The organism is Faecalibacillus faecis, from assembly GCF_003024675.1.
Lineage (GTDB): Bacteria > Bacillota_I > Bacilli_A > Erysipelotrichales > Coprobacillaceae > Faecalibacillus > Faecalibacillus faecis.
Genome location: NZ_PYLP01000003.1, coordinates 167,890 through 191,457, shown reverse-complemented (window position 1 = coordinate 191,457; position 23,568 = coordinate 167,890). Strand labels below are relative to the sequence as shown.

The 23,568-nt window shown below is 29.2% G+C and carries 25 protein-coding genes; 4 read left to right on the top strand and 21 right to left on the bottom strand.

The window, feature by feature from the left end:
• From C7U55_RS04365 to trhA, 4 genes are all read right to left on the bottom strand, one after another.
• The gene (locus tag C7U55_RS04365) at positions 1–993 is read right to left on the bottom strand and encodes a LacI family DNA-binding transcriptional regulator (RefSeq protein ID WP_106987501.1); all 993 of its coding nucleotides are present in this window, start codon (positions 991–993) and stop codon (positions 1–3) included.
• 136 nt (positions 994–1,129) lie between these two features.
• On the bottom strand, positions 1,130–2,614 hold the full coding sequence (locus C7U55_RS04360) for a glycoside hydrolase family 1 protein (protein ID WP_106987500.1): 1,485 nt from the start codon (positions 2,612–2,614) through the stop codon (positions 1,130–1,132).
• Positions 2,615–2,727: 113 nt separating this feature from the next.
• Positions 2,728–4,905 carry an anaerobic ribonucleoside-triphosphate reductase gene (gene nrdD / locus C7U55_RS04355; protein ID WP_106987499.1) on the bottom strand — a complete coding sequence of 726 codons (2,178 nt, stop codon included), beginning with the start codon at positions 4,903–4,905 and terminating at the stop codon, positions 2,728–2,730.
• Positions 4,906–5,157: 252 nt separating this feature from the next.
• Positions 5,158–5,823, bottom strand: a complete 666-nt coding sequence (trhA, locus tag C7U55_RS04350; protein WP_106987498.1) for a PAQR family membrane homeostasis protein TrhA — start codon at positions 5,821–5,823, stop codon at positions 5,158–5,160.
• A 160-nt stretch (positions 5,824–5,983) separates the two neighbouring features.
• Here trhA and C7U55_RS04345 point away from each other — a divergent pair, with 160 nt between their 5' ends.
• Positions 5,984–6,496, top strand: a complete 513-nt coding sequence (locus C7U55_RS04345) for a dCTP deaminase/dUTPase family protein (RefSeq protein ID WP_106987497.1) — start codon at positions 5,984–5,986, stop codon at positions 6,494–6,496.
• Positions 6,450–6,743: a GIY-YIG nuclease family protein gene (locus tag C7U55_RS04340; RefSeq protein ID WP_239985154.1), complete on the top strand. Its 294-nt coding sequence runs from the start codon at positions 6,450–6,452 to the stop codon at positions 6,741–6,743. The genes C7U55_RS04345 and C7U55_RS04340 overlap by 47 nt, the downstream gene beginning before the upstream one ends.
• 12 nt (positions 6,744–6,755) lie before the next feature.
• Here the strand turns inward: C7U55_RS04340 and C7U55_RS04335 are convergent, their stop codons facing one another.
• On the bottom strand, positions 6,756–8,189 hold the full coding sequence (locus tag C7U55_RS04335; protein WP_106987495.1) for a DUF1593 domain-containing protein: 1,434 nt from the start codon (positions 8,187–8,189) through the stop codon (positions 6,756–6,758).
• 1 nt (position 8,190) lies between these two features.
• Entirely contained in the window at positions 8,191–10,056 is a 1,866-nt protein-coding gene (locus C7U55_RS04330) for a beta-glucoside-specific PTS transporter subunit IIABC (RefSeq protein ID WP_106987494.1), read from the bottom strand.
• Positions 10,057–10,201: 145 nt separating this feature from the next.
• On the opposite strand from C7U55_RS04330, the gene C7U55_RS04325 reads away from it, so the two are divergent.
• The gene (locus C7U55_RS04325) at positions 10,202–11,266 is read left to right on the top strand and encodes an AraC family transcriptional regulator (protein WP_106987493.1); all 1,065 of its coding nucleotides are present in this window, start codon (positions 10,202–10,204) and stop codon (positions 11,264–11,266) included.
• A 12-nt stretch (positions 11,267–11,278) separates the two neighbouring features.
• On the opposite strand, the gene C7U55_RS04320 is transcribed toward C7U55_RS04325, so the two are convergent.
• Both C7U55_RS04320 and C7U55_RS04315 read right to left on the bottom strand, forming a co-directional pair.
• Positions 11,279–11,716 (bottom strand): DMT family transporter, encoded by a 438-nt coding sequence (locus tag C7U55_RS04320; protein ID WP_106987492.1) that lies wholly within the window; start codon positions 11,714–11,716, stop codon positions 11,279–11,281.
• Positions 11,713–12,132: a DMT family transporter gene (locus tag C7U55_RS04315; protein ID WP_106987491.1), complete on the bottom strand. Its 420-nt coding sequence runs from the start codon at positions 12,130–12,132 to the stop codon at positions 11,713–11,715. The genes C7U55_RS04320 and C7U55_RS04315 overlap by 4 nt, the downstream gene beginning before the upstream one ends.
• A gap of 81 nt (positions 12,133–12,213) precedes the next feature.
• Between C7U55_RS04315 and C7U55_RS04310 the strand changes: the two genes are divergently transcribed.
• Positions 12,214–12,861: a cyclic nucleotide-binding domain-containing protein gene (locus C7U55_RS04310; RefSeq protein ID WP_106987490.1), complete on the top strand. Its 648-nt coding sequence runs from the start codon at positions 12,214–12,216 to the stop codon at positions 12,859–12,861.
• A gap of 22 nt (positions 12,862–12,883) precedes the next feature.
• Here C7U55_RS04310 and C7U55_RS04305 read toward each other — a convergent pair whose 3' ends face one another.
• The 13 genes from C7U55_RS04305 to C7U55_RS04255 form a co-directional block, all read right to left on the bottom strand.
• Positions 12,884–13,393, bottom strand: coding sequence for a pyridoxamine 5'-phosphate oxidase family protein (locus C7U55_RS04305; protein ID WP_106987489.1), 510 nt, complete (start codon positions 13,391–13,393; stop codon positions 12,884–12,886).
• 11 nt (positions 13,394–13,404) lie between these two features.
• Positions 13,405–14,181, bottom strand: coding sequence for a Cof-type HAD-IIB family hydrolase (locus C7U55_RS04300; RefSeq protein ID WP_106987488.1), 777 nt, complete (start codon positions 14,179–14,181; stop codon positions 13,405–13,407).
• A 42-nt stretch (positions 14,182–14,223) separates the two neighbouring features.
• Positions 14,224–14,607: an MATE family efflux transporter gene (locus C7U55_RS13890; RefSeq protein ID WP_239985153.1), complete on the bottom strand. Its 384-nt coding sequence runs from the start codon at positions 14,605–14,607 to the stop codon at positions 14,224–14,226.
• A gap of 33 nt (positions 14,608–14,640) precedes the next feature.
• Positions 14,641–14,994, bottom strand: a complete 354-nt coding sequence (locus tag C7U55_RS13885; protein ID WP_239985152.1) for an MATE family efflux transporter — start codon at positions 14,992–14,994, stop codon at positions 14,641–14,643.
• 14 nt (positions 14,995–15,008) lie between these two features.
• Positions 15,009–15,449: an MATE family efflux transporter gene (locus C7U55_RS13880; RefSeq protein WP_239985151.1), complete on the bottom strand. Its 441-nt coding sequence runs from the start codon at positions 15,447–15,449 to the stop codon at positions 15,009–15,011.
• A 125-nt stretch (positions 15,450–15,574) separates the two neighbouring features.
• Complete coding sequence (locus C7U55_RS04290) at positions 15,575–15,880, bottom strand: cysteine-rich small domain-containing protein (protein ID WP_106987487.1); 306 nt, start codon at positions 15,878–15,880, stop codon at positions 15,575–15,577.
• A complete protein-coding gene (locus tag C7U55_RS04285; protein WP_106987486.1) occupies positions 15,864–17,186 on the bottom strand; it encodes a glycoside hydrolase family 32 protein in 1,323 nt (440 codons plus the stop codon). The genes C7U55_RS04290 and C7U55_RS04285 overlap by 17 nt, the downstream gene beginning before the upstream one ends.
• A 513-nt stretch (positions 17,187–17,699) precedes the next feature.
• The gene (locus C7U55_RS04280) at positions 17,700–18,494 is read right to left on the bottom strand and encodes an HAD family hydrolase (RefSeq protein WP_106987485.1); all 795 of its coding nucleotides are present in this window, start codon (positions 18,492–18,494) and stop codon (positions 17,700–17,702) included.
• Positions 18,495–18,503: 9 nt separating this feature from the next.
• On the bottom strand, positions 18,504–19,277 hold the full coding sequence (noc, locus tag C7U55_RS04275; RefSeq protein WP_106987484.1) for a nucleoid occlusion protein: 774 nt from the start codon (positions 19,275–19,277) through the stop codon (positions 18,504–18,506).
• A gap of 9 nt (positions 19,278–19,286) precedes the next feature.
• Entirely contained in the window at positions 19,287–19,991 is a 705-nt protein-coding gene (gene rsmG, locus C7U55_RS04270) for a 16S rRNA (guanine(527)-N(7))-methyltransferase RsmG (RefSeq protein ID WP_106987483.1), read from the bottom strand.
• Between the two features lie 2 nt (positions 19,992–19,993).
• Entirely contained in the window at positions 19,994–21,856 is a 1,863-nt protein-coding gene (mnmG, locus tag C7U55_RS04265; protein WP_106987482.1) for a tRNA uridine-5-carboxymethylaminomethyl(34) synthesis enzyme MnmG, read from the bottom strand.
• Positions 21,857–21,970: 114 nt separating this feature from the next.
• Entirely contained in the window at positions 21,971–22,585 is a 615-nt protein-coding gene (locus C7U55_RS04260) for an RpiB/LacA/LacB family sugar-phosphate isomerase (protein ID WP_106987481.1), read from the bottom strand.
• A 49-nt stretch (positions 22,586–22,634) separates the two neighbouring features.
• Positions 22,635–23,564 carry a 3D domain-containing protein gene (locus C7U55_RS04255; protein ID WP_106987480.1) on the bottom strand — a complete coding sequence of 310 codons (930 nt, stop codon included), beginning with the start codon at positions 23,562–23,564 and terminating at the stop codon, positions 22,635–22,637.
• Positions 23,565–23,568 lie beyond the last annotated feature (4 nt).

Here is a 23,568-nt window from a genome sequence, read left to right as displayed (position 1 = left end):
TTATTTAGTACTATCACGTTCTATTATTTCAGTACTTACCATTATTTTTAATGTATTTTCATTTTCAGAAAATTTCTCTATCAATCTTTTTACTGCAACTTCCCCTAGATATCTTTTATTTACTCTGACAGTTGTTAATGATGGTGTTGAATAACTTGCAAATGAAATATCATCAAATCCTGTTATTGGGACATTGACATTAAGCTCTTGCATAGCTCTTATAGCCCCCAATGCAATATAATCATTAACTGCAGCGAAGGCATCTGGCATCTCATCTTCTCCCTTTATAAGTTCTACTAAGTAATCCTTAAAATCTCTATAACTATCATCTATCGTTGGTTGAACAAAGGCTTCTAATTCTGGAACTACATTTAATCCATTATCCATCATAGCTTGTAAATAACCCATTTTTCTTTCTTTAAAGTTATTTATTTGATTAATAGAATTAATCAATCCAATTCTTTTATACCCTTTTTTAACTAAATAATTTGTTATTTCATACATCCCATCTCTATTATTAATAGATAAAAAATCACATTTTTGATTTGTATAAGCATTATCGATAATAATATAGGGTATTCTAAAATTTTCAAATCTTTCAACATCTTCTAACTGCATTTCTGTTCCTAAAAGAATTAATCCATCACTTTTTGAAACATCATCAAGTTGTTGTATTTCTCCTATCTGATCACTATCTATATATATAATATTTAATCTATAATCTTGTTTCGTTGCCTCATTTTCTAAACCTCTAATCAATTCAGAAAAAAAAGGTGTGTCTCCAACAACTCGCTCTTTTTTACTATAAATAACAAGTGTCAAAATACCTGTCCTTTTTCCAGTTTTAAAATAACCTAATTTTTCTGCCACTTCTATAATATGATCTCTTTTTTCTTTACTAATAGATCCTTTTCTATTATTAAGTGCATTGCTTACTGTTCCAGGAGAAACTCCTGCTTCTTTTGCAATTGCAGCTACTGTTACTTTTTTCAATATAATCACCTCTTCTTTGATTATATCACAATAAACAAATAACTAAATATTTATTATCTTTATTTACCTTTAAAATAAAAAAAGATATGATATTTTTAAGATTTCACTTTTTAAAAATTATCATATCCATTATTTCCTAATCTAAATCATTTCCATGAGATTCGATTACTTTTTTATACCAATAGAATGAGTCTTTTCTTCTTCTTGATAAATCTCCTGTCCCATCATCGTATTTATCAACATGCACAAAACCATAACGTTTTGCTGTTTCTCCTGTGGAAGCTGATACTAAGTCAACACATCCCCACATTGTATATCCCATTAAATCAACACCATCTTCATTCACTGCGGCGTCCATGGCTTTAATATGATCTCTTAAATAATTGATTCTATATGTGTCATGAATTGAACCATCTTCTTCGATTTTATCAAAAGCACCTAAACCATTTTCTACAACAAATAATGGCATTTGATAACGATCATAGAGTCTGTTTAATGCATTTCTAAGCCCTGTTGAATCAATTTGCCATCCCCAGTCAGATGCACTTAAATAAGGATTTTTTAAACCAAGCGATAAGTTTCCACCACCTGCTCCTTCATAATCTTCTGGATTATAAGCAGCTACTTGTGATATATAGTAAGAGAATGATAAGAAATCAACAGTACCTTCTTTAATAATTTCTAAATCTCCATCTTCAATTGGAAGTGTAATTCCTTCTCTTTCAAATTCTTTTAAACGATAAGATGGATAATATCCTCGACATTGTACATCTGTATAGAAAATATTATTATGTGTATTTTTCCATGCGGCTAATGTATCTTTTGGATTACATGTCATTGGATAAGTTAATGTATAAGCAAGCATACATCCGATTTTAAAATCAGGGTTGATCTGATGACCTAATTTAACAGCTTTAGCACTTGCGACAAATTGATAGTGTGCCATATTGATCATAGTTTGTTTATCTTTAGTAAGCACACCACCTTCCATCCATGGTGACATTTCTATACAATTGATTTCATTAAATGTAAGCCAATATTTAACTTTATTTTTATATCTATTAAAAACAACTTCACAATATCTTACATAACAATCAATTGTTCTTCGATCAGCCCATGAATTCCAGGCTTCAGTTAAAGCAAGCGGTGTTTCATAATGGGATAATGTAACTAATGGTTCAATCCCATATTTTAAACATTCATCAAAAACATCATCATAAAATTTTAATCCTTCTTCTAATGGTTGTTCACCTTCCATACCTCCATTAGCAAAGATTCGAGACCAGGCAATCGATAATCTAAAACATTTAAATCCCATTTCAGCCATTAAAGCAATATCTTCTTTATAATGATGATAAAAATCAGTAGCTTCATGATTAGGATATAAACAATCATCAAAACATTCAAAATGATCTACATCTTCATAATCAGCGCCTACAAACATCGGTGCTTTTACTCTTTCTCCGGATTTATTAACAAAAGTAATACAACGAGGTTCTGTGTGTGTTCCATTTGTGATAACATCATCACTTGATTTTCCACGTCTTCCTATGTTCCATCCACCTTCATATTGATTAGCAGCAGTGGCACCACCCCATAAAAAATCTTTTGGTAAACTCATTTATTTTCCTCCTTTTATCTTTATTTACACTATATCATGATTTGTTCAATAAACTTAATATTTTCATTTTTTTAACCATTTTTTTGTAAAAAAAAGAGATGAAAATTTCATCTCTATAAGTGTAAAACACGTTCCTTGATTTCTTGTGTTCTTCCTTGGTTCCAAAATTGAGTTCCAATATAACCACAAGTACGTCTAGCAACAGACATCATATCTTGGTTTTTATTTCCACAGTTTGGACATACCCAAATAAGTTTACCATTTTCATCTTTTTCGATTTGAATTTCTCCATCATAACCACAAGCCATACAATAATCACTCTTTGTATTTAATTCAGCATACATAATGTTATTGTAGATATGTTTCATAACTGCTAGGACAGCATCAATATTATCTTGCATATCAGGAACTTCTACATAAGAAATAGCTCCCCCTGGTGATAATTTTTGGAATTGAGATTCAAATGTAAGTTTATCAAAGGCATTGATATGTTCTGTTACATGGATATGATAACTGTTTGTAATATAGTTTTTATCTGTAACACCTTTGATTTTTCCAAAACGTTTTTGTAAACATTTTGCGAATTTATAAGTTGTTGATTCAATTGGTGTTCCATAAAGTGAGAAATCAATGTTTTCTTTTTCTTTCCATTTTGCACATGCGTCATTTAAATGTTGCATTACTTCAATCGCAAATGGTGTTGCACTTGGATCTGTATGTGATTTACCTGTCATATATTTAACACATTCATATAATCCAGCATATCCAAGAGAAATTGTTGAATAACCACCATATAATAATTTATCAATTGTTTCACCTTTTTTTAGACGAGCTAAAGCCCCATGTTGCCATAAAATAGGTGCCACATCACTTGGTGTTCCTTTTAAACGTTCATGTCTGCACATTAAAGCTCTATAACATAAATCTAATCTTTCATCAAAGATTTGCCAGAATTTGTTCATATCTCTTTTTGATGAACAAGCCACATCAACTAAGTTGATTGTAACAACTCCTTGATTGAAACGTCCATAGTATTTTGGTTTACCATTTTCATCAATATAAGGTGTTAAGAAAGATCTACATCCCATTGATGGATAACATTGACCATTTCCATTTTGATCAACTTTTAATTCTTTCATGACTTTTTCTGAAATATAGTCAGGAACTAAACGTTTTGCTGAACATCTTGCTGCAAGTTCTGTTAAATAATAATATTGACTATCTGGTTCAATATTGTTTTCTTGTAAAGCATAGATAAGTTTTGGGAATGCTGGTGTAATATAAACACCTTTTTCATTTTTAACACCTTTCATTCTTTGTTTAAGTGTTTCTTCAATAATCATAGCAAGATCATCTCTTAAACGTCCTTCAGGTACTTCATTTAAATACATGAAGACAGTAATAAATGGTGCTTGTCCATTTGTTGTCATTAAAGTAACAACTTGATATTGAATTGTTTGTACCCCTTTAGTAATTTCTTTTTTCAAACGTTCTTCAGCTAACGCATTAATTTTTTCTTCATCTAATTCAATTCCAATAGCTTTGAATTCTTCTTTAACTTCACTTCTAAATTTTTGCCTACTTACATCAACAAATGGTGCTAAATGAGATAAAGTAATACTTTGCCCTCCATATTGAGAACTCGCCACTTGTGCAATAATTTGTGTTGCAACATTACAAGCAGTTGAAAAACTCTTTGGTTTTTCAATCATTGTTTCTGAAATAACTGTTCCATTTTGTAACATATCTTCAAGATTTACTAAATCACAGTTATGCATATGTTGCGAAAAATAATCAGCATCATGGAAATGAATTAATCCTTCATCATGTGCTTTAACGATATCTTCTGGAAGTAAAATTCTTCTTGTTAAGTCTTTACTGACTTCTCCAGCCATGTAATCTCTTTGTACGCTGTTTACCGTTGGATTTTTATTAGAGTTTTCTTGTTTTACTTCTTCATTGGCACATTCAATCAAACTTAAAATTTGTTCATCTGTTGTATTAGATTGTCTAGCTAAAGCTCTTTGAAAACGATATGTAATATACTTTCTGGCAACAGAAAAAGCATTTAATTTCATTAATTCATCTTCTACTAAGTTTTGAATTTCTTCAACACTTAATGCTCTTTTGATTTTTTGACATTTATATTTGATATCATTTGTAATATTATCAATGTCTTCTTCTGAAAGTCTGTCTGTTTCAACTACTTCTTTATTAGCCGCAATAATAGCGTTGGTAATTTTTACTTCATCAAAAATTGCTTCTTGCCCATTTCTTTTTATTATTTTCACGCCAAATATCCCCTTTCGTATTTTTTATGTATTTGTATTATAGCCAATCAAAAAAAAAAAATATACTTTTATGCTCTATTGGCCCATACTTTTTTTTCGAATTATTTTACTTAAAATAATTCGACGTCCAACCCATTCTATCACAAATAATATTGATTTTATAGTTCTTTTACGTTTTTACAAAATAAAAAAATCCAATGTTTATATAAACAACGGACTTTGTAAAAAATATATTTATGATTTTTATAAATTCTAAAGAACATATAAGATAATACATAAAAAATGTAAGATAGAACCAACTAAAATCCATAAATGCCAAATACTATGCATATATTTAATCTTATTTTGTAATACATAGAAAATAACACCAATTGTATAAGCAAGTCCTCCTGAAACAAGTAACCAAATACCATTCATTCCTATTGCTTGTGGTAAGAGATTGATTTTAAAAATAATACACCAACCCATCACTAAATAACAAATCATTGAAAAAGTTTGATATTTTTTAATATCGATTGCATTTAACGTAATTCCAATCACTGTCATGATCCATATGACTGCAAATAAAATCCAAGCCCATTTAACATCAACCTCTCTTATTGAACAAAGTAAAACCGGTGTGTAAGTTCCCGCAATCAATACAAAGATACTGCAATGATCCATAATTTGGAAAACTTTCTTTGCTTTAAGCTTAGGTGATAAACCATGATAGATAGCTGACATTGTATAAAGAAGAATCATCGAAATTCCATAAACAATCCCTGAAAATAAGCCATAACCATCATGACAAAAGATAATACATAAAACTAATGCGGCTATTCCCATCGCCCCACCTACAATATGAGTTACCATATTAAATATTTCTTCACCCTTTGTATAAACAGGTAAAACACGATCATCTAATTTTGTTCTTTTCATACACATTACCTCTTTTAACTATCTTATGTAGTATTTAATACTATATCTTGTAATTTACATATATAATAACAATCTCCTAACCCTCTGTCAAGTGATGAAATTATTTATTTTCTTGTTTTCATTTTTATTCTATAATAGAAAAGTAAAAAGGAGAAAAATTATGAAAAAAATCGCAAAATTTGAAAAAGTATCATATAACCAATTTAAAAATGATTTCATGGATTCATTTCCTCAATATAATGAAAAAGAAGTAGAAGAAATCTATCATTCCATCCAACTTCCAAAACGTGCCACAAAAGGATCAGCTGGATATGATTTCTATAGTCCTATTGATTTTGAATTAAATCCAGGACAAACTATTAAAATTCCTACAGGTATTCGTGTACGTATTGAAAATGGTTGGGTATTAGGTTTATATCCTCGTAGTGGTTTAGGATTTAAATATCGTTTGCAACTTAATAATACAGTAGGTATTATTGATAGTGATTATTATAATAGTGATAATGAAGGTCATATGTTTGTAAAGCTTACAAATGATAGTAATGAAGATAAAACACTTTCTTTAAAAGCTGGACAAGGAATGGTTCAAGGGATTTTCTTTGAATTTGGAATTGTAGAAGATGATGATGTCACTGAAGAAAGAAATGGTGGGTTTGGTTCAACAACAAAATAATTATGTTTATATTGTAAGGTGTAGCGATCAAACCCTTTATACTGGTTGGACAAATCATTTAGAAAAACGTATAGAAGCTCATAATGCAGGTAAAGGCGCTAAATATACAAAGGCTAGAAGACCGGTAGAACTTGTTTATTTTGAAACTTTTGATAATAAAGGTGATGCTATAAAAAGAGAGTATCAAATTAAACAATTAAAAAGATCCGAAAAAGAAAAACTCATACTAAGAAAAAAGAAGATCTAACTCGATCTTCTTTTATTCATTTACTGTAAAAATGATTTGAGCAAATCTTGCAAGTCTATGCTTATCTTTATTTTTACCTTCTATAATAAAATGTAGTTGATCTTTATTTTTTAAATCAGTTGGAAGGTTAATACTTATAACATTATTATTTATATGTGTATCAATACATTTTTTATATGAAGAAGCATCTTGATAATATTTGATAAAGTAATCTACATTTTCTTGCATTTTTAAATGAAATTGTATTTCTTGTCCTTTTGTTACAAGGAAATCTTTGGATTCTTCAATTTCAACTACTGGTGGTTGTTCATCATTAATATTAGAAATACACCAATTAGCTCTTGCAGCAAAATCATTTTGAATATGTTCAACATATCCCCACATCGATTCTGTATAAACTGTTTTTCCATGAATATCTGTATAAGCATCATCTACAGGGTTCCAATAATTTAATAATTCACCCTTACTATTTTTTAGCGAATTATCTTTTTCAAATCTTCCTGATAAACTACCATAAGAGAAATTTTCTAAACCACGTAATCCCCATGGAAATAAACAAAAATAAGTTGGTGAATCTCCTTCAGATAAGAAATCATAATGAACATGCTCTCCCATTCCAGCTTTTATACCCCACCAATTTTTCATTAATTCTTTATTAACACCAAATTGGCATCTTTCGGGTTCTCCTTCATAATATTGTCCATCAGCCCATGTTGCATATTTATCTAATAACGCCCCATGATGTAAGATATTTTTCTTAAAGAAATCTGCTTTCAAATTTTCTTTACTATTACCTTCTGGCATCATATTCCAAGCATAGCCATAACTTTTCATTTGTAAACATTTGACAAATTGTATATTTGGATAAACTTCGGCAATATAATCTCTATAAGTATTATCTTGTTCACCACATGCTGTTATAACAACTTTCTTTTCAATTTTATTCTTTAAATCTTGCCAACAAGATGAATCCTTATATTCTTGTTCAATATCAAATAATGCTCTAGCTATTGTATTTGTTCCACCCCATACTTGAATATACAGCGTTCTTAAATCATCATCTAATATTCTTTCTTTTATAAGTTTTGAACCTTCAGTAGGGTTATCCATTTCTCCCGGATAACCAATATTTCCTACTTTGATTATTGAACGCAAATAATGTGGTGTAGGATAGTTTTTATCATGACAAATTAAGTTTTCATAAACTGATTCATAATTATCAATGACTTCATTCATCCAAGCTGTTCCTGTCCAACGGTAGACGTTATCATAATCAGGTTTATCTTCTGGGCCTTGTGTTCCCCTTTGACCAATCCAATGAAAAACAGAAGATGTTTGTATAATACCTTGAATTTCAATATCATTTGCATAAAGAAGAATATGACGTAACGAATTTTGATCATCTACTTCTGCATCTTGTGTAATTATTGTTCTTATTTTTTCCATATTACTTTTTTACCTTTAACTCAATAATATTTTCTTGTTCTTCTTTTTTACCATATTCCATAGGAATAATTTGATCATACGCTACTGTATTAGTAAGAATGACAGGAATAATATCATCATATCCTGCATCTGCAATTTCTTGTAAATCAACCTCTACTAATAAATCACCTTTTTTTACAGCTTGTCCTTGTTGTACTTTAACATCAAAACCTTTTCCATTCATATTTACTGTATCCATTCCAATATGAATAAGAATTTCTGCTCCATTGTTTGATTTAAGACCAATAGCATGTCCCGTTTTAGCAACCATGATTACTTTACCATCAACTGGTGAAACAACACGTCCACTCTTTGGTTTAAAAGCGACACCATCACCCATCATTTTTCTTGCAAATGTAGGATCTTTCACATCTTCAAGAGGAAGCATTTCTCCTTCTACAATGCTTGATAGTGTTTCATCTTTTAAAGTAATTTCATCATTTAATTGAGTATTTTCTTCTTTTTCTGAGTTTTTATTTAACATTGAATCATTAAATCCAAATAAATAAGTACAGATTGCTGATCCAAAATATGCAATCGCACATGCAATAACAAATCCAACAAATCCAGGACCAATATAACCTGGTAACGATAGTAATGAAGTTCCTAAAACTGTTGGTATCGCTGTTCCAGCAGCAGCTACAATCATTCCCGCAATTCCAGAAAAGATTGCTCCGATAATAAACGGTTTTTTATATGGTAATGTAACACCATAAATAGCTGGTTCTGTAATTCCTGCAAGAACGGCAGAAAATGCAGCTGAACCGGATAATTCTTTTAATTTTTTATCTTTTGTTTTTAAAAACACACCAAGTGTTGCTCCCGCTTGTGCCATATTATTAGGTCCAGTAATAACAAATAATGTATCTTTTCCTAAAGTTGCAATATTATTCATAACAATAGGAAAGAATCCCCAATGTAATCCAAAAATAACAGCCATAGGCCATAATAATCCAATTACTCCACCAGCTATAATCGGATTAATTCCAACTAATCCTGTATACCCTGAGGCAAGTAATTTACCAAATTGATCCATAATTGGTCCAATAACTAAAAATGTTGCAGGAACCATAATCATTAATTCTAATAATGGTGTTAAAAATAACTTACATACCTCTGGTAAAATCCTCTTCAATAATTTTTCAAATTTACTCATAACATAAATTGAAATGATAATTGGCATGACAGAAGATGTATAACTTACTAATGTTACTGGAATATTTAAAAATGTAAGTTTTTCTCCTCCAGAAAAAGCAGCTGTCATATCTGGATAAACTAATGACATTGCTATAGCCATAGCCACAAATGGACTACAGTTGAATTTTTTTGCAGCTGTATATCCTAAAATAATTGGTAAGAAATTAAAAACACTATCCGCGGCTGCATAAAGAATACGATAAGTTCCCATTTCTGGTGTTAACCATTTAAAAGTCGTACATAAAATAAGTAACGCTTTTAACATCCCTGCACCACACATAACACCTAACATTGGTGAGAAGATTCCAGAAATTGTCTCTAACAATGTATTTAATACGCCCTTTTTCTCACTTTTTGATTCATTTTGTATATCTGAATTAATATGTGAACACTTTAAAACAGCATCATAAACTTGATCTACTTTATTTCCAATAACAACCTGAATTTGTCCACCTGCTTCCATGGCAGTAATAACACCTTCTGTTTGTTTTAAAATATCAAAATTTACTTTATTTCTATCAATAACTTCAAATCTTAATCTCGTTGCACAGTGAACTAAAGAAATAACATTTTCATCACCGCCCACATTTTCAACGATTGTTTTCGCTAACAAAGTATAATCCTTTGCCATAATCTTATTCCTCCATGTTTTTTACTTGTTAAGTTAACTTACACTATTATCATATAGAATATTTGGTTTATTTAAAATACCACTATCCTACTATAACACTGTCAAAATCCTACTTTTCATGTTAAGATTAACCCGGTGATAAAAAATGAATAAATTAGAGTTTAGAAACAAGGTTATTCCTTTAACAAATAGAGAAAAATATTATAAAACACATCCAAGTCATACAGGTGATTATGTTAAAAACATAGATTTATTAGATAAAAATTATTCTTTTCAACTTACAAAACAAGATAAACTTGATTTAATAAATGGAAAACATGCTATTTTCTATGACAATCAAAAGATAACAGATGATGTATTGAATTTACCAATTTTTTGTACAAAACAAACACGCTTTTCTTTTATCCCTATTCATATTAGAAACTACATAGAATTGAAATATGTTTACTCTGGCCATTGTTATGCAATGGTTAATGACAAAGAAATTATTTTACATACTGGTGATATCTTATTATTAGATATTAATTCAAAGCATACAATTCTTCCACCTTCAGAAAACGATATCATTTTTAATTTTCAAATGAATCGATCATATTTTAATGAAGCATTTATTTCTAAATTTACATCTTCCAATCCAATTACAACATTTCTAACAAATATCATAGATCATACGGCTAAACATGAAGATTATGTTATTTTCAAAAACAGAGAGGATGATTATGAAGATATAAATAATTTAATTGAAAGTATTTTATGTGAGTATTTAGATCCTTCTTTATTCTTAACAACTATTATAGATTCTTATTTCTTACTTCTCTTTGTTAAAATGACACAAAGATATCAAGCCAATATGGAAGAACATTTTAGAAACAAAAATAAAAGTTATATTACAGAAATCATTCAATATATTCAACATCATTATCAATCATGTTCCTTAATAAAAACAGCCAAATGTTTTGGCTATAACCCTGACTATCTTTCAAGAATGATCCATCAATCAACTGGTCTATCTTTTAAACGTTTAATCAATTATTATCGAATGGAAGCTATTAGTAATCAGTTAATTAATACAAACAAACCTATTTATCAAATAGCGCAAGAAAATGGTTTTTCTAATTTAAACTATTTCTATAAACAATTTTCTTCACAATTCGGTGGCTTACCTGCTGATTATCGAAAACAATATCAAGAAAGCAAAAAGAAGATCTAAACTGATCTTCTTTTATGCTTTTTCTTCACTTAATTGATAAATCACTAAACCAGCAATAACAATCAAACAACCAAAAATCTTTGAAACAGAGAACATCTGATAAACAAAAGCATCAATCACCATGCCACTGATAAGCTGCCCAATAAAGCATAGTAAAGTAAGAATAACAGGAGATATTCTAGGAACAATAATATTTAATATCAAGATATTAAAAACCCCTATGATTCCCCCTAAATACATCATCAAATTCGTTTTATCTAAAGAAATATTTATATGTTGAACACCAACAATCATAAGCACAAGCATTAAAATCAAACTTGTCATAAATCCTGTAAAGTAATTATAAAACGTTCCTTGATAAGCACCCATTTTCTTAGAAAGTAAACCATTAACACTTCTACTTAAAACAATTGTAACTCCTGATAGAATAGAAAATATAATAGAAATCATAATAACATCACTCCTATTCCTAAACAAACAATGACTAATCCTATAATCTTTCCTTTATTTAATTTTCGAATAGATGTCGATAACCATCCTTTATTTTCTAATAATAAAGATGTCATCATTTGTCCTAATAATCCTAGTGCTGTCATTAAAGAAGCACCAATCTTTCCAATTGCAAAGACATTAAAAATAACAGTTAAAACGCCAATACATCCTCCACAATACATATATAAAGGAATTTGTTTTTTAAAACAAATTTTCTTATTTTTGATCTTCATAATGATTAAAAAAGTAACTAAACCAACTAAATGAATGATAACTGTAGACAAGTAGACTCCTGTATAATCTGATAATTGTCCATTAAATACATTCATTGTCGTTACAATAATCCCACATAATGTAGCTAATACAAAATTCATCAAGATCACCTCCAGAAAGAATTATAGTGATTAAACTTGATTATAAATACGACATATGTCATATTTGTAGTGGTGATTTAGATGAATTATTTAAATGAATTAAAAAAATTAGAAATTCTTCACGCTGATAATAATCAATATATTGAAATAATAGAAATAAATAAGGATGATTATTTATTACATCAAGGTGAAAAGCTTAATCATATTTATATTCTTTTAAAAGGAAAGGTCAAAGTAAATCATATCAACGCCAATGGAAATAGTATGTTATGTGGTTTTAATAGTCCCTATTCTATTATTGGGGAGTTAGAATTTATTACTCATTCTTCTATTATTAATAATGTGATTGCTTATGAAGATTGTATATGTGCAACCATTTCTCTTTCTAAATATCATGAAATATTAATAAATGATGTTTTCTTTATGAAAACCATCGCTAAAAATCTTGCCAGTAAGCTTTCTAAATCAAATCAGAATCAGTCTATTTCATTAAATTATCCAGTTGAAAATAGATTAGCGGCTTACTTTATTGTTTCTCATAAAAACTCTATTGTTCAAGATAATTTTGTAGTCGTTGCTGAATTGATAGGTTGTAGTTATCGTCAACTCCAACGTGTTCTTCAATTATTTTTAGATAAGAAATATATAAAGAAAATTAAACGTGGTACTTATCAAATTATTGATTTAAATGCTTTAAATCTATTAGGTGAAGATGTTTATCAGTTTTAAAAACCTTGGCAATGCCAAGGTTTTACTCTAAGGTAATATGTCTTTTTACTTTTTCTTCAGGATAAATATTATTTCTTCTTTTACCTGTCATGTCTAATACTTTTACACGGAAGACTTCTGTCATGGTAGCGACTTTTTCATTGAATTTAAAATCTTCTTCATGATAATGCCTCATTAAGATTTTTAACGCATTAATCTTATTTTCATCTTCAACAAATTCTACAATACCATGTCCAATGACACTTTCATAACCCATTGTGCATGACATTCTTTCATCATACATAATAATATTATGTTCACAATCCATTTCAAAAGTAACTTTATTATTTTTTCTTATTAAATCAAGTTTTGTTCCTTCTTTAGCACTATGGAAATATAGATAAAGTTGTCCTTCTTCTACATTTGTTCCAAAGTTTAAAGGAACGATATAAGGAAATTCATCATCAAATAGTGCTAAACGACAAGTATCACACTTTGCAATAATTTTCATCATTTCATCAAAATCAGTAATTTCTCTATCTTTTCTTCTCATACTATTTTCTCCTAGTCAATAAGATTAAAATGTTTTAATCCTTTTAAAATTCCTTCTTTTTCAACATCATCACAAATATAACATGCATGTTGTTTTACTTCATCACTGCCATTTTCCATCACAATAGGATAACCTACGACATCTAACATTTCAATATCATTATGCCCATCACCAAAAGCCATTAATTCTTCTTTTTGATAACCAAAATGTTTCGAAACAGCTTGAATAGCCGCTGCTTTCCCACCTGTTTTGGGAACAATATCATAAGCATAGTCATGCCATTTTGTGACTTTGACATGTTTGGTATTTTTTATAATTTCTTTTATTCCTTTTTCATCTACATAAGGATCTACTTGGTAAATGTTATCTATATTGATTTGATTACTTATTGGTGGAATCATTGTTGAAATAGATGCTTGAGCATCTATGACTCTTTTATTTACATGAGTAATATACATTTGATTGCTTTCAATAAATAAACAAGGATAATTATTTTCTTTTACAATCTTTACAATTTCTTTTAAATCCTCTTGAGCTATTTTATTATCATAAATAATTTGTGAACCTATTGTACAATAGCCACCATTTAATAAAAGATAGCCATCAAATTCAAACTGTTCAACAAGTTTTAATTCTTCTAGCTCTAACATATGTCTTCCACTGGCTATAAACAATTGAATTCCTTTTTTCCTTACCTGTTTTAATCCTTCAATCACTTCTTTTTTTATAGAAGGTCTTTTCCCTGAAATCAATGTTCCATCAATATCTAAAAATATCGCTTTAATCATTTTTCTACCTCTTCAACATATTCTAATTAATACTATATCATATTACTCTTCCATCTTATCAAATTTTGTTTTCTTAAAATAAATAAAGATCATTACTAAAGAAATCATTGTAGATAATGGGGCTGCAATTCCCATATGGAATAATGTTACGTTTGGTATTTTAGAAAATAATAAAGTTAAAGGAATTCTTCCAACAAAAGCTGCTACTAAACTATGTACCATCGTAAAGACAGTTCTTTCGTAACCATTTAAATACCCATTGATACAAAAGAGAAAACTTGTAAGTAAACAATCAATAGAATACGTTTTTAAATACAAGGCACCATTTTTAATAACATCTTGATTATTGGTAAAAATACGCGTAAGTATTGTTCCATCGATTTCACAAATCGTTGTTACAACAATTGCGAAGGCAAGAGAAATCATGATTGCATATTTTAATGTTTGTTTTGTACGTTTCTATTGTTCTGCTCCTACATTTAAAGCAATAAGAGAAGCTAAAGCACTTCCTAAGGCAATGGCTGATAACATTAAAAATCCCATTAATTTTTCAACAACACCTAAAGAAGCATAAGCAATTAAGTCCATTTGATTAGCAATAATCGTAATAATTAAAAATGATATATTAACAAGTACACTTTGTAATCCTAAAGGAAAACCTATTTGCATAATCTTTTGAATATATTTTGAAAAACAAATATCTTCTTTATAAAACGAATACCCTATTCCCTTTTTACATAAATAAACTAATGCAAAGAGAAAAGAGAATCCTTGGACTGATACTGTCGCAATGGCTGCTCCTTTAGCTCCCATATGAAAATATCCTACTAAAAAAAATCAACAACAATATTAATCATACATGCAATAAAAATAAATAATAAAGGCGTTTTACTATCCCCTAAACCTCTTAATATACTACTTACTACATTGTATCCTACAATAAAGATAATCCCCGCTGAACAGATACTTAAATAGCTTTTAGTAGCTTCGATAGCTTCTTTTGGTGTATTCATTAAAAGCGTGATCTCGTTATTAAAAGACAACATGACAAAAGTTAAACCCAAGGCAATGATTAAAAATAAAACAATAGCCCCACCAATGATCTTTGATAAATCACGATAAGATTTACTTCCTAGGCATTGTCCTAATAAAACCGTAACTCCTGTAGTCAATCCTAAAACAAGGTTTGTTATTAAAGACATGGTTTGACTTCCTATCGAAACCCCAAAAACATCAAAGGTATGTCCAAATTGTCCTACTACAAACATATCTACCGACCCATATAATACTTGTAGTAAGTTTGAAAACATATAAGGTAAAGCAAATATCATTAATGCTTTAAAAGTCTTTGTTCCATAATTTCCTCATAAAAAAACTGGATAAGGTCTAAACCTTATCCAGCATTGTCTTCAATACCCTCCGGTGCTTCTATATTATCATTTGTATCTTTATTGTCAAGTAATTGAAAAGCTTTTATAACATCTTGATAGTGAGAAATAATATAATCATAGTTTTCTTTTTGATGAGGTAAAGTACATCCACTACAGTCTTTTATATCTCCTATCATTTTATAATTGCCTTTACAATCTTTTAAAATATACAATGGACAATAACAAAACAAACAATTAATTTCATCCAATTGATGACAAGGATAATACTCACATTGTTTATGACTAAAGAATTTATAATGATCTGACATAGACTTTATACTCAGTATTTTGAATAACGATTTGATCTTTTAAATCATAAACAACTTGTGACATCACATATTCACCACCATTAATATAGATTTCAAAAACATGATGATCATAATAAAGTTCAATATCATAATGTCCTTGTAATTTAGGTGAAACAACATCATTACATACTTTATTTTCTTGAATAGAGACTTCTTCTCTATTCAAATGGAGACAATCATCTTGAATATCAATTTTAAAACCACCAAGATTTAAAGAACTGTCCTTATTAAGTGTTGTCTTTAATTGGAATGGTCGATCAAGTAAAATATCTTGAATTTCTTGATTAAATGAATTTTTTATTTCAGGATAAAGTTCTTGAATAATCTTACCCTCTTTTTCTTTTAAAACTCTTGGCATAATAAACATCCCAATCCATTCTTCTCCTTGAACTGGTTTTCTCATTCTAAGCCAACCAAGTAAAATTCTTTCATTATCTTTTGATAAGAACGTTTGTGGTGCGTAAAAGTCTAAACCATGATCTAAATAAGGCCAATCACCATGCTCTTTAATAGTAAGTGTATCTTCCTCAAAATCAATCGGCATATAGCGAGCATTACTATTTGGTTTTGGTGGTAGATCTGTATTTTCTGGTGAGAAAATCATAAAGAATTGATTATTGATTTTAAAGACATCTGGACATTCCCACATATTTCCAATAGTAGGTTCTTGGTAACTGTTTTTATATTCAAAATGAATTCCATCTTTACTTTCATAGAAAAGAGCTTTTCCACAATAGTCATCTTCATAAGCGATTTTACTACCAATGACCATGGCATATTTTCCATCTTGTTTTTTCCAAACCTTAGGATCTCTGGTATGACGGTAATCGCCAAGATAAGCTTCTTGAATCATTGGAATAATTTGTTTTTTATTTTTAATGTTATCAAAATGGATACCATCATTGCTTACAATAAGTGCTTGTGAAGCTCTTAAATCATCATCACTGTATTGATTATGAACATTGTTTGGATTTTCTTTAGCATATTTAATAGCTGTATAGTAAAGATACAGTTTATCATCGATTTCAATCGCTGACCCTGAAAAACATCCATTTCGATCAAAGTCTTTAGATGGATAAAGTGCGATTGGAAGATGTTCGAAATGAACAAAATCTTTTGTGATAGCATGTCCCCAATGCATTGTTCCCCATCTATTATCATATGGGAAATGTTGGTAAAAAATATGATAGTTTCCTTTATAGTAAATAAGACCATTAGGATCATTGATCCAATGATAAGGTGCAGTAAAATGTAATTTTGGTTTCATAGTCTTCCTCCTTGTTTTTTATATTATAGCACGGTTGTATTAAAAGTCTTTGTTATTCTAACACTCCTTTAACTTTTCTTTTAGTAAGACAACGTTCTTTTCTATTTGTAGATGCTTTTTTTCTTCCTATCTTTGATAAGAAAATAGCACACATCTGCTATTCAGGGTACTTTTGTATTCAATTTTATATTTTTAATACCCTATACTACTATAGAAAACATTAATATATTTAAAAGATTTTTTGAATAGTTCACATTCTCAAATTTCAACTCATCTTTTATTATAATATACCCACTGCGTATTAATTAACTTATTGTTAATGTTCTTAAAAGTATTGTTTCTCTTACTATACTTATGATTTATTGTATAAATATTTATTTAGTTTACAGTGTAAATTACAAAAATTAATTTTTCCTCATCGCATTTATTTTAAAAAATATATTTCTAATAAATATTTATAAAAATAAAATGAACTATCGTTGTTTTACCAATAAATAGTTCATTTTATTTTCATTAATAATTACCTTTTAAAATTTCTTTTATCTTTAAAATAACACCATCATTTTCATTACTATCAATAACTTGATAAGCAACTTCTTTAACTGGTGGCATGGCATTAGCCATCGCATAACCATATTTTACTGTTTGTAACATTTCATAATCATTCATTTGATCGCCAAAGGCTCCTGCTTCTTCTGGTTTAATCTTTAAGATTTCTAAAAGATGTGTTAAAGTTGTTCCTTTATTCACATCTTTATAAAAGATATCAAACCAAACATTACCTGTTGTTACTAATTTTAAATGTGGTTTTAGTTGTTTTTGAATCTTTTCAATTCTTTGTTCCATTTGATCATCAAAGCTTGCGATAGAAAATTTTAAGATATCATCTTCAATATCATCATAGCTTTCTACAAATTGAACATTTTTCATAAACAATGAAATAAAATCTTTTTTATTTTCAAAGCTTTTAGAAATATAAGCATGCTTGTCTCCTGAAACGACTAACATGCATTCTTGATCTTGTTTTAAAATATCTAGAATTTCTTTAGCATCTTCTTTCTTTAATGCTTTTTTATAAAGTGTTTTTCCTTGATAAACAATCTTTGTACCATTTTCACAAAGATAATAAAGATCATTTTTTATTTCTTCATCAAATTTACAAGCAAGGGCTTCATATTGATTGCCTGAAGCAATCACAAATTGAATTCCTTGTTTTAACATTTGCTTATATAAATCATTAAATTCTTCACTGTAGGATTTATCATCTCTTAGAAATGTTCCATCCATATCTGTTGCAAGTAATTTCATTTTAAACCTCTACTTATGTATTCTAATAGTGATTACATATTCCTCTTCTAAATCTTCTGTTTCTTGTTGAAGTGATGTTCCTGTTTTTTCAATCATTGTGATTGCTTGATTTAAGGTATTTAAAGCAATTTTCACATTTCTTGAAATAGTTTTTTTAACATCTGCTTCGGCTTTTTTCTTTTTAGGTTTTGGTTCTTTTTTGATAAGTCTTTCTGTATCGGCTACCGTTAATTTTTTCTTTAAGACTTCTCTTAAAACCTCTTGTTGTTTTTCTTCATCTAAAGAAAGCATGGCACGCGCATGTCTTTCTGTGATTTGTTTTTGATTTAATGAAAATTGAACATCATCACTTAATTTTAATAATCTTAATTTATTCGCAATTGTTGATTGTTTTTTTCCAACAATTTCTGCAAGTTCTGTTTGATTATAACCATATTCTTTAATTAAAGCTTGATAAGCTTTTGCTTCTTCTAATGGTGAAAGATCTTCTCTTTGAATATTTTCAATGATGGCAAGTGTTTGTGTTTGCTTATCTGTATAATCTTCAATGATACAAGGAACTTGTTTCATATTTAATAAGCGACAAGCACGATATCTTCTTTCACCTGCGATGATTTGATAAACACCATTATTCTTTCTTACAACGATTGGTTGAATTAAACCATTTTCTTTAATAGAAGCGGCAAGTTCATCAATCTTTGTTTCATTAAAAACCGTTCTTGGTTGATTAACATTAGCTTGTATTTTATTTATGTCTATATTCTTTAATTTATTATTAAACATTATACCCTCCTATAATGGACTCTTTTTTATTTTAGAAAACATTCTTGGATATTTTTTTGGTGTTTCTTTTACTTTTTTAATAATAATATTACTTCTAAAATCATCATGATTTGCAAGTGTAAAATCATGCGTACTTTCAATTTCCCCACCTAATAGTTGAATTCCCTTTGTAGCCTCTTTAACTTCCTCAGATGCTTGTCTTCCTTTTAAAGAAAGGAAATAACCCTCTTTTTTAACAAGAGGTAAACAAAGTTCATCAAGAATATTTAGACGAGCTACCGCTCTTGCCATGACGATATCAACACTTTCTCGATGATCTTTTGCATATTCTTCAGCACGAGCAGCTACTGCCTTACAATTATCTAATTCAAGTTCTTTAAATAAATGATTTAAGAAGGTAATTCTTTTATTTAAGGAATCTACAATTGTAATCTTTAAATTTGGATAAAGTATTTTTAAAGGAACTGAAGGGAAACCAGCACCAGCTCCTACATCAATGAGTGTTTGATCATTGAAATCAAAATCAAAGGCAATTGTAATTGAATCATAGAAATGTTTTAGATAAACATCTTCTTTATCCGTAATTGCAGTAAGATTCATCTTTTCATTCCATTCAACTAAGATTTCATAATATTTTTGAAATTGTTTAAGTTGACGTTCACTTACTTCAATTCCTTTTCCTTTAAGTATATTTTGAAATTCTAATTCATTCATTCTTATTCTCCGTTATATTTTTGTTTTAAATAAATTAATAAAACTGAAATATCTGCAGGATTAATTCCTGATATACGAGAAGCTTGTCCAATAGTAAGTGGTCTAATTTCTGATAATTTTTGTTTTGCTTCTAAAGCTAAATTTTTAACATCTTCATAATCGATATCTTCTGGAATATGTTTTTCTTCCATTTTGATTTGTTTTTGTGCTTGTCTTTTTGCTTTTTCAATATATCCTGCATATTTAATTAAAATCGTAATTCTTCTTCTTTGTTCATCACTTAATTCAGGTGCATCTATATAAGGTAACATCATATCATATGTGATTTCTGGTCTTGTAATAAGTTCTTTAGCGGAAACACCTTCTTTTAGAGGTGAAGAATTATTTTGTTCAAGCATTTCATTGATATCATCTTTTGGTGTAAAACGAATGGTACTTAAGCGTTCGATTTCATCATAGATTCCTTTCATTTTATTTTGATATCTTTGATATTCTTTATCTTTAACAAGTCCAATTTTATGACTATAATCATAAAGTCTTTCATCAGCATTATCATGTCTAATTAATAAACGATATTCCGCTCTTGATGTAAGCATACGATAAGGTTCTTTTGTTCCTTTAGTAACAAGATCATCAATCATGACACCAATATAAGCTTCATCTCTTTTTAAGACAAGAGGTGCTTCATTTCTTACTTTAAGTGTTGCATTGATACCTGCCATTAAACCTTGTCCAGCAGCTTCTTCATAACCACTAGTTCCATTGATTTGTCCAGCAGTAAATAAGTTTTTAATGACTTTGGTTTCAAGTGATGGCCATAATTGTAATGGATCAATCGCATCATATTCAATCGCATAAGCATATTTTAAGATTGTACAGTTTTCTAATCCTGGTAAAGTACGAATCATTTGTTCTTGAATATCATGTGGCATAGATGTTGAAAAACCTTGTACATAGATTGAATTCATTTCTTTTGATTCAGGTTCTAAGAAGATTTGATGTTGTGGTTTATCTGAGAATTTAACAACTTTATCTTCAATAGAGGGACAATAACGAGGTCCAATTCCTTTAACTAAACCACTATACATTGCACATTTTTCTAGATTATCATGAATGATTTTATGTGTTGTTTCATTTGTATATGTTAAATAACAAGGTGTTTGTTTTTCAATAGGAACATATTCATCAGTAGTAAAACTAAAAGCAAGTTTTGCATTTGTTCCTGGTTGTAATGATGTTTTTGAATAATCAATACTATTAATTTCAACACGTGGTGGTGTTCCAGTTTTTAATCTTTGAATTCTAAAACCATAATCTTTTAATTTTCCAGATAAGAATTTTGATTCTTTTTGTTGATCTGGACCACTGGCATGTTTACTATGTCCAACAAGAATTTCCGCTTTTAAATAAGTTCCTGTAGTTAAAATAACTGTTTTAGATAAATAAGTTGTTCCATCATCAAGAATGACTCCTTTAACTGTTTGATCTTCTATAACTAAATCTTCAACCATACCTTCAATTAAATCGAGGTTTTCTTGTTCTTTAACAACTTTTTGCATATAACGAGGATACGCTTTTTTATCTGCTTGTGCTCTTAAAGATTGTACTCCTGGTCCTTTTGCGGTATTTAACATTTTCATTTGTAAGTAAGTTTTATCCGCTGTTTTAGACATTTGTCCACCAAGAGCATCTATTTCTCTTACAATGATTCCTTTAGCAGGTCCACCAATAGAAGTATTACATGGCATAGATCCAATATTATTTATATTTGATGTGACAAGTAATGTTTTTAATCCCATTCTTGAAGGTGCTAAACTGGCTTCAATTCCAGCATGTCCCCCTCCGACAACTATTACGTCATACATATCACTTACACTCCCTTTCAATTCTTTTCCATTGTACACCAACATTGCTTTTTTGACGAGAAAAAAAGAAGAGTTTCATACGTTTTATCACTCTTTTTTCATAAAAAAACAGGATTATCTCCTGTTTAAAATCCATTGTTTTATTCTTTTATCTTTTCCTTGTTCTAAAATATAATCTATAACATTATTTTTAGATAAAACTTTATTAATGAATGATGGGTCAATTTCATTTAAAAATTCAATAATATCTTTTTTGCATAATTGATTTAAAGCTTTTATTTTCTTGGTATCTTCTTGTTTACGCTTTGCATCTTTTAAAGGATAGCCGATTCCAAAAGGTTCTTCAAATAATTGTTGAAGTGTTACCTTTAAGTTAATTTCACCAGACCATCCATAATTAAGTCCTAATGGTAAAGAAGCTACATTTCCATCATTGATACGTCCAAATAAATAAGCATCTTGTGGAGTTGGTAAATAACCACAAATTAAATTAGGCAAACTATTACAAGCAATCATCATTCCTTGTCCTGAAGAACATCCTGTTACCACAAAATCTACTGCTTGACTTGAAATCAACAAACAAATCTCTAAGGCAATTTCAACATAAGAATAGTTTTCTTCATTTTCAAAACAGCCAAAGTTAATAACTTCTCCATAATCTTTTGTACATTCATATAACATATTATTTTTTTCTATTTGCGATGAAGCTTGAATAACACCTATTTTCATTTAATCACCCCACAAAAAAAGTATACCTCGTTTGAGATATACTTGTCATCTATTTCCAAAAATTCTTGCCACTACCAACAGATACGATTTCAAATTGTGTATTACTAGATGAACCACCTCTAAAGTATTTACCTGCTTCAGTACCATTAAAAATATCAATATGATTTTTCTTAATTGCGCCACCGCGATCAACAACAATACCATACGCTGTTGATTCAATACCTAAGTTGTGATTTGTAATCTTGATAATTGTTCCAAAAGGAATTGATGGATCGGCTGCTAAACAATAATAACTTCCACCATTATAACTCAACTTCGCACTATTACTTCCTTTAACACCTGTTGTTGGTGATAAAGAAATTCCTGAGGATGAAGTTCCATTTCCTCCTGCACAATCGCCACCATAAGTTGTCAGTTTTCCAGTAAAATATGCCCCAGGTTGAACTGTACCATGTGCAATTATTGTATCAGTTTTTTCAGTTACGACTTCACTTGATAACAATTCTTTTTTGACGATTTTACCATTTTCATAAGTGACTTTCACTTTATTATTAATTTGTCCTTGTTGTCCTTGTTGAACAACTTCTGTTGTAAATAAATGTAAACCTGTTGTTTCAATTGTTTGAGAATCTACATATTGTACTTCTTCTACTTCTTCTTCACTAATACGATTAACTTGTAATAAATCTTTGCTTTGTACAATATAAGACATATCTTTATTGACAGTATCTTTATTTCCTAAGGTTACATCTAATTCTTTTAATACATTTTTAACACTATCTTGTCTAACTAAATAATCCTTTGCCTCTTGTGCGCCATCTTGATATTGGATTTCAATTGTTTCTTTGTATCCTTTAATTTCTTGAGTAGCGCCTGCTGTAATCGTTGTTGCCATAACCATTACATAGGCAATCATAATAACTAATACCCCTTTCAGTCGGGGGTCTGCATCTGAAATTATTTGTTTAATTGTTTTCATTAAT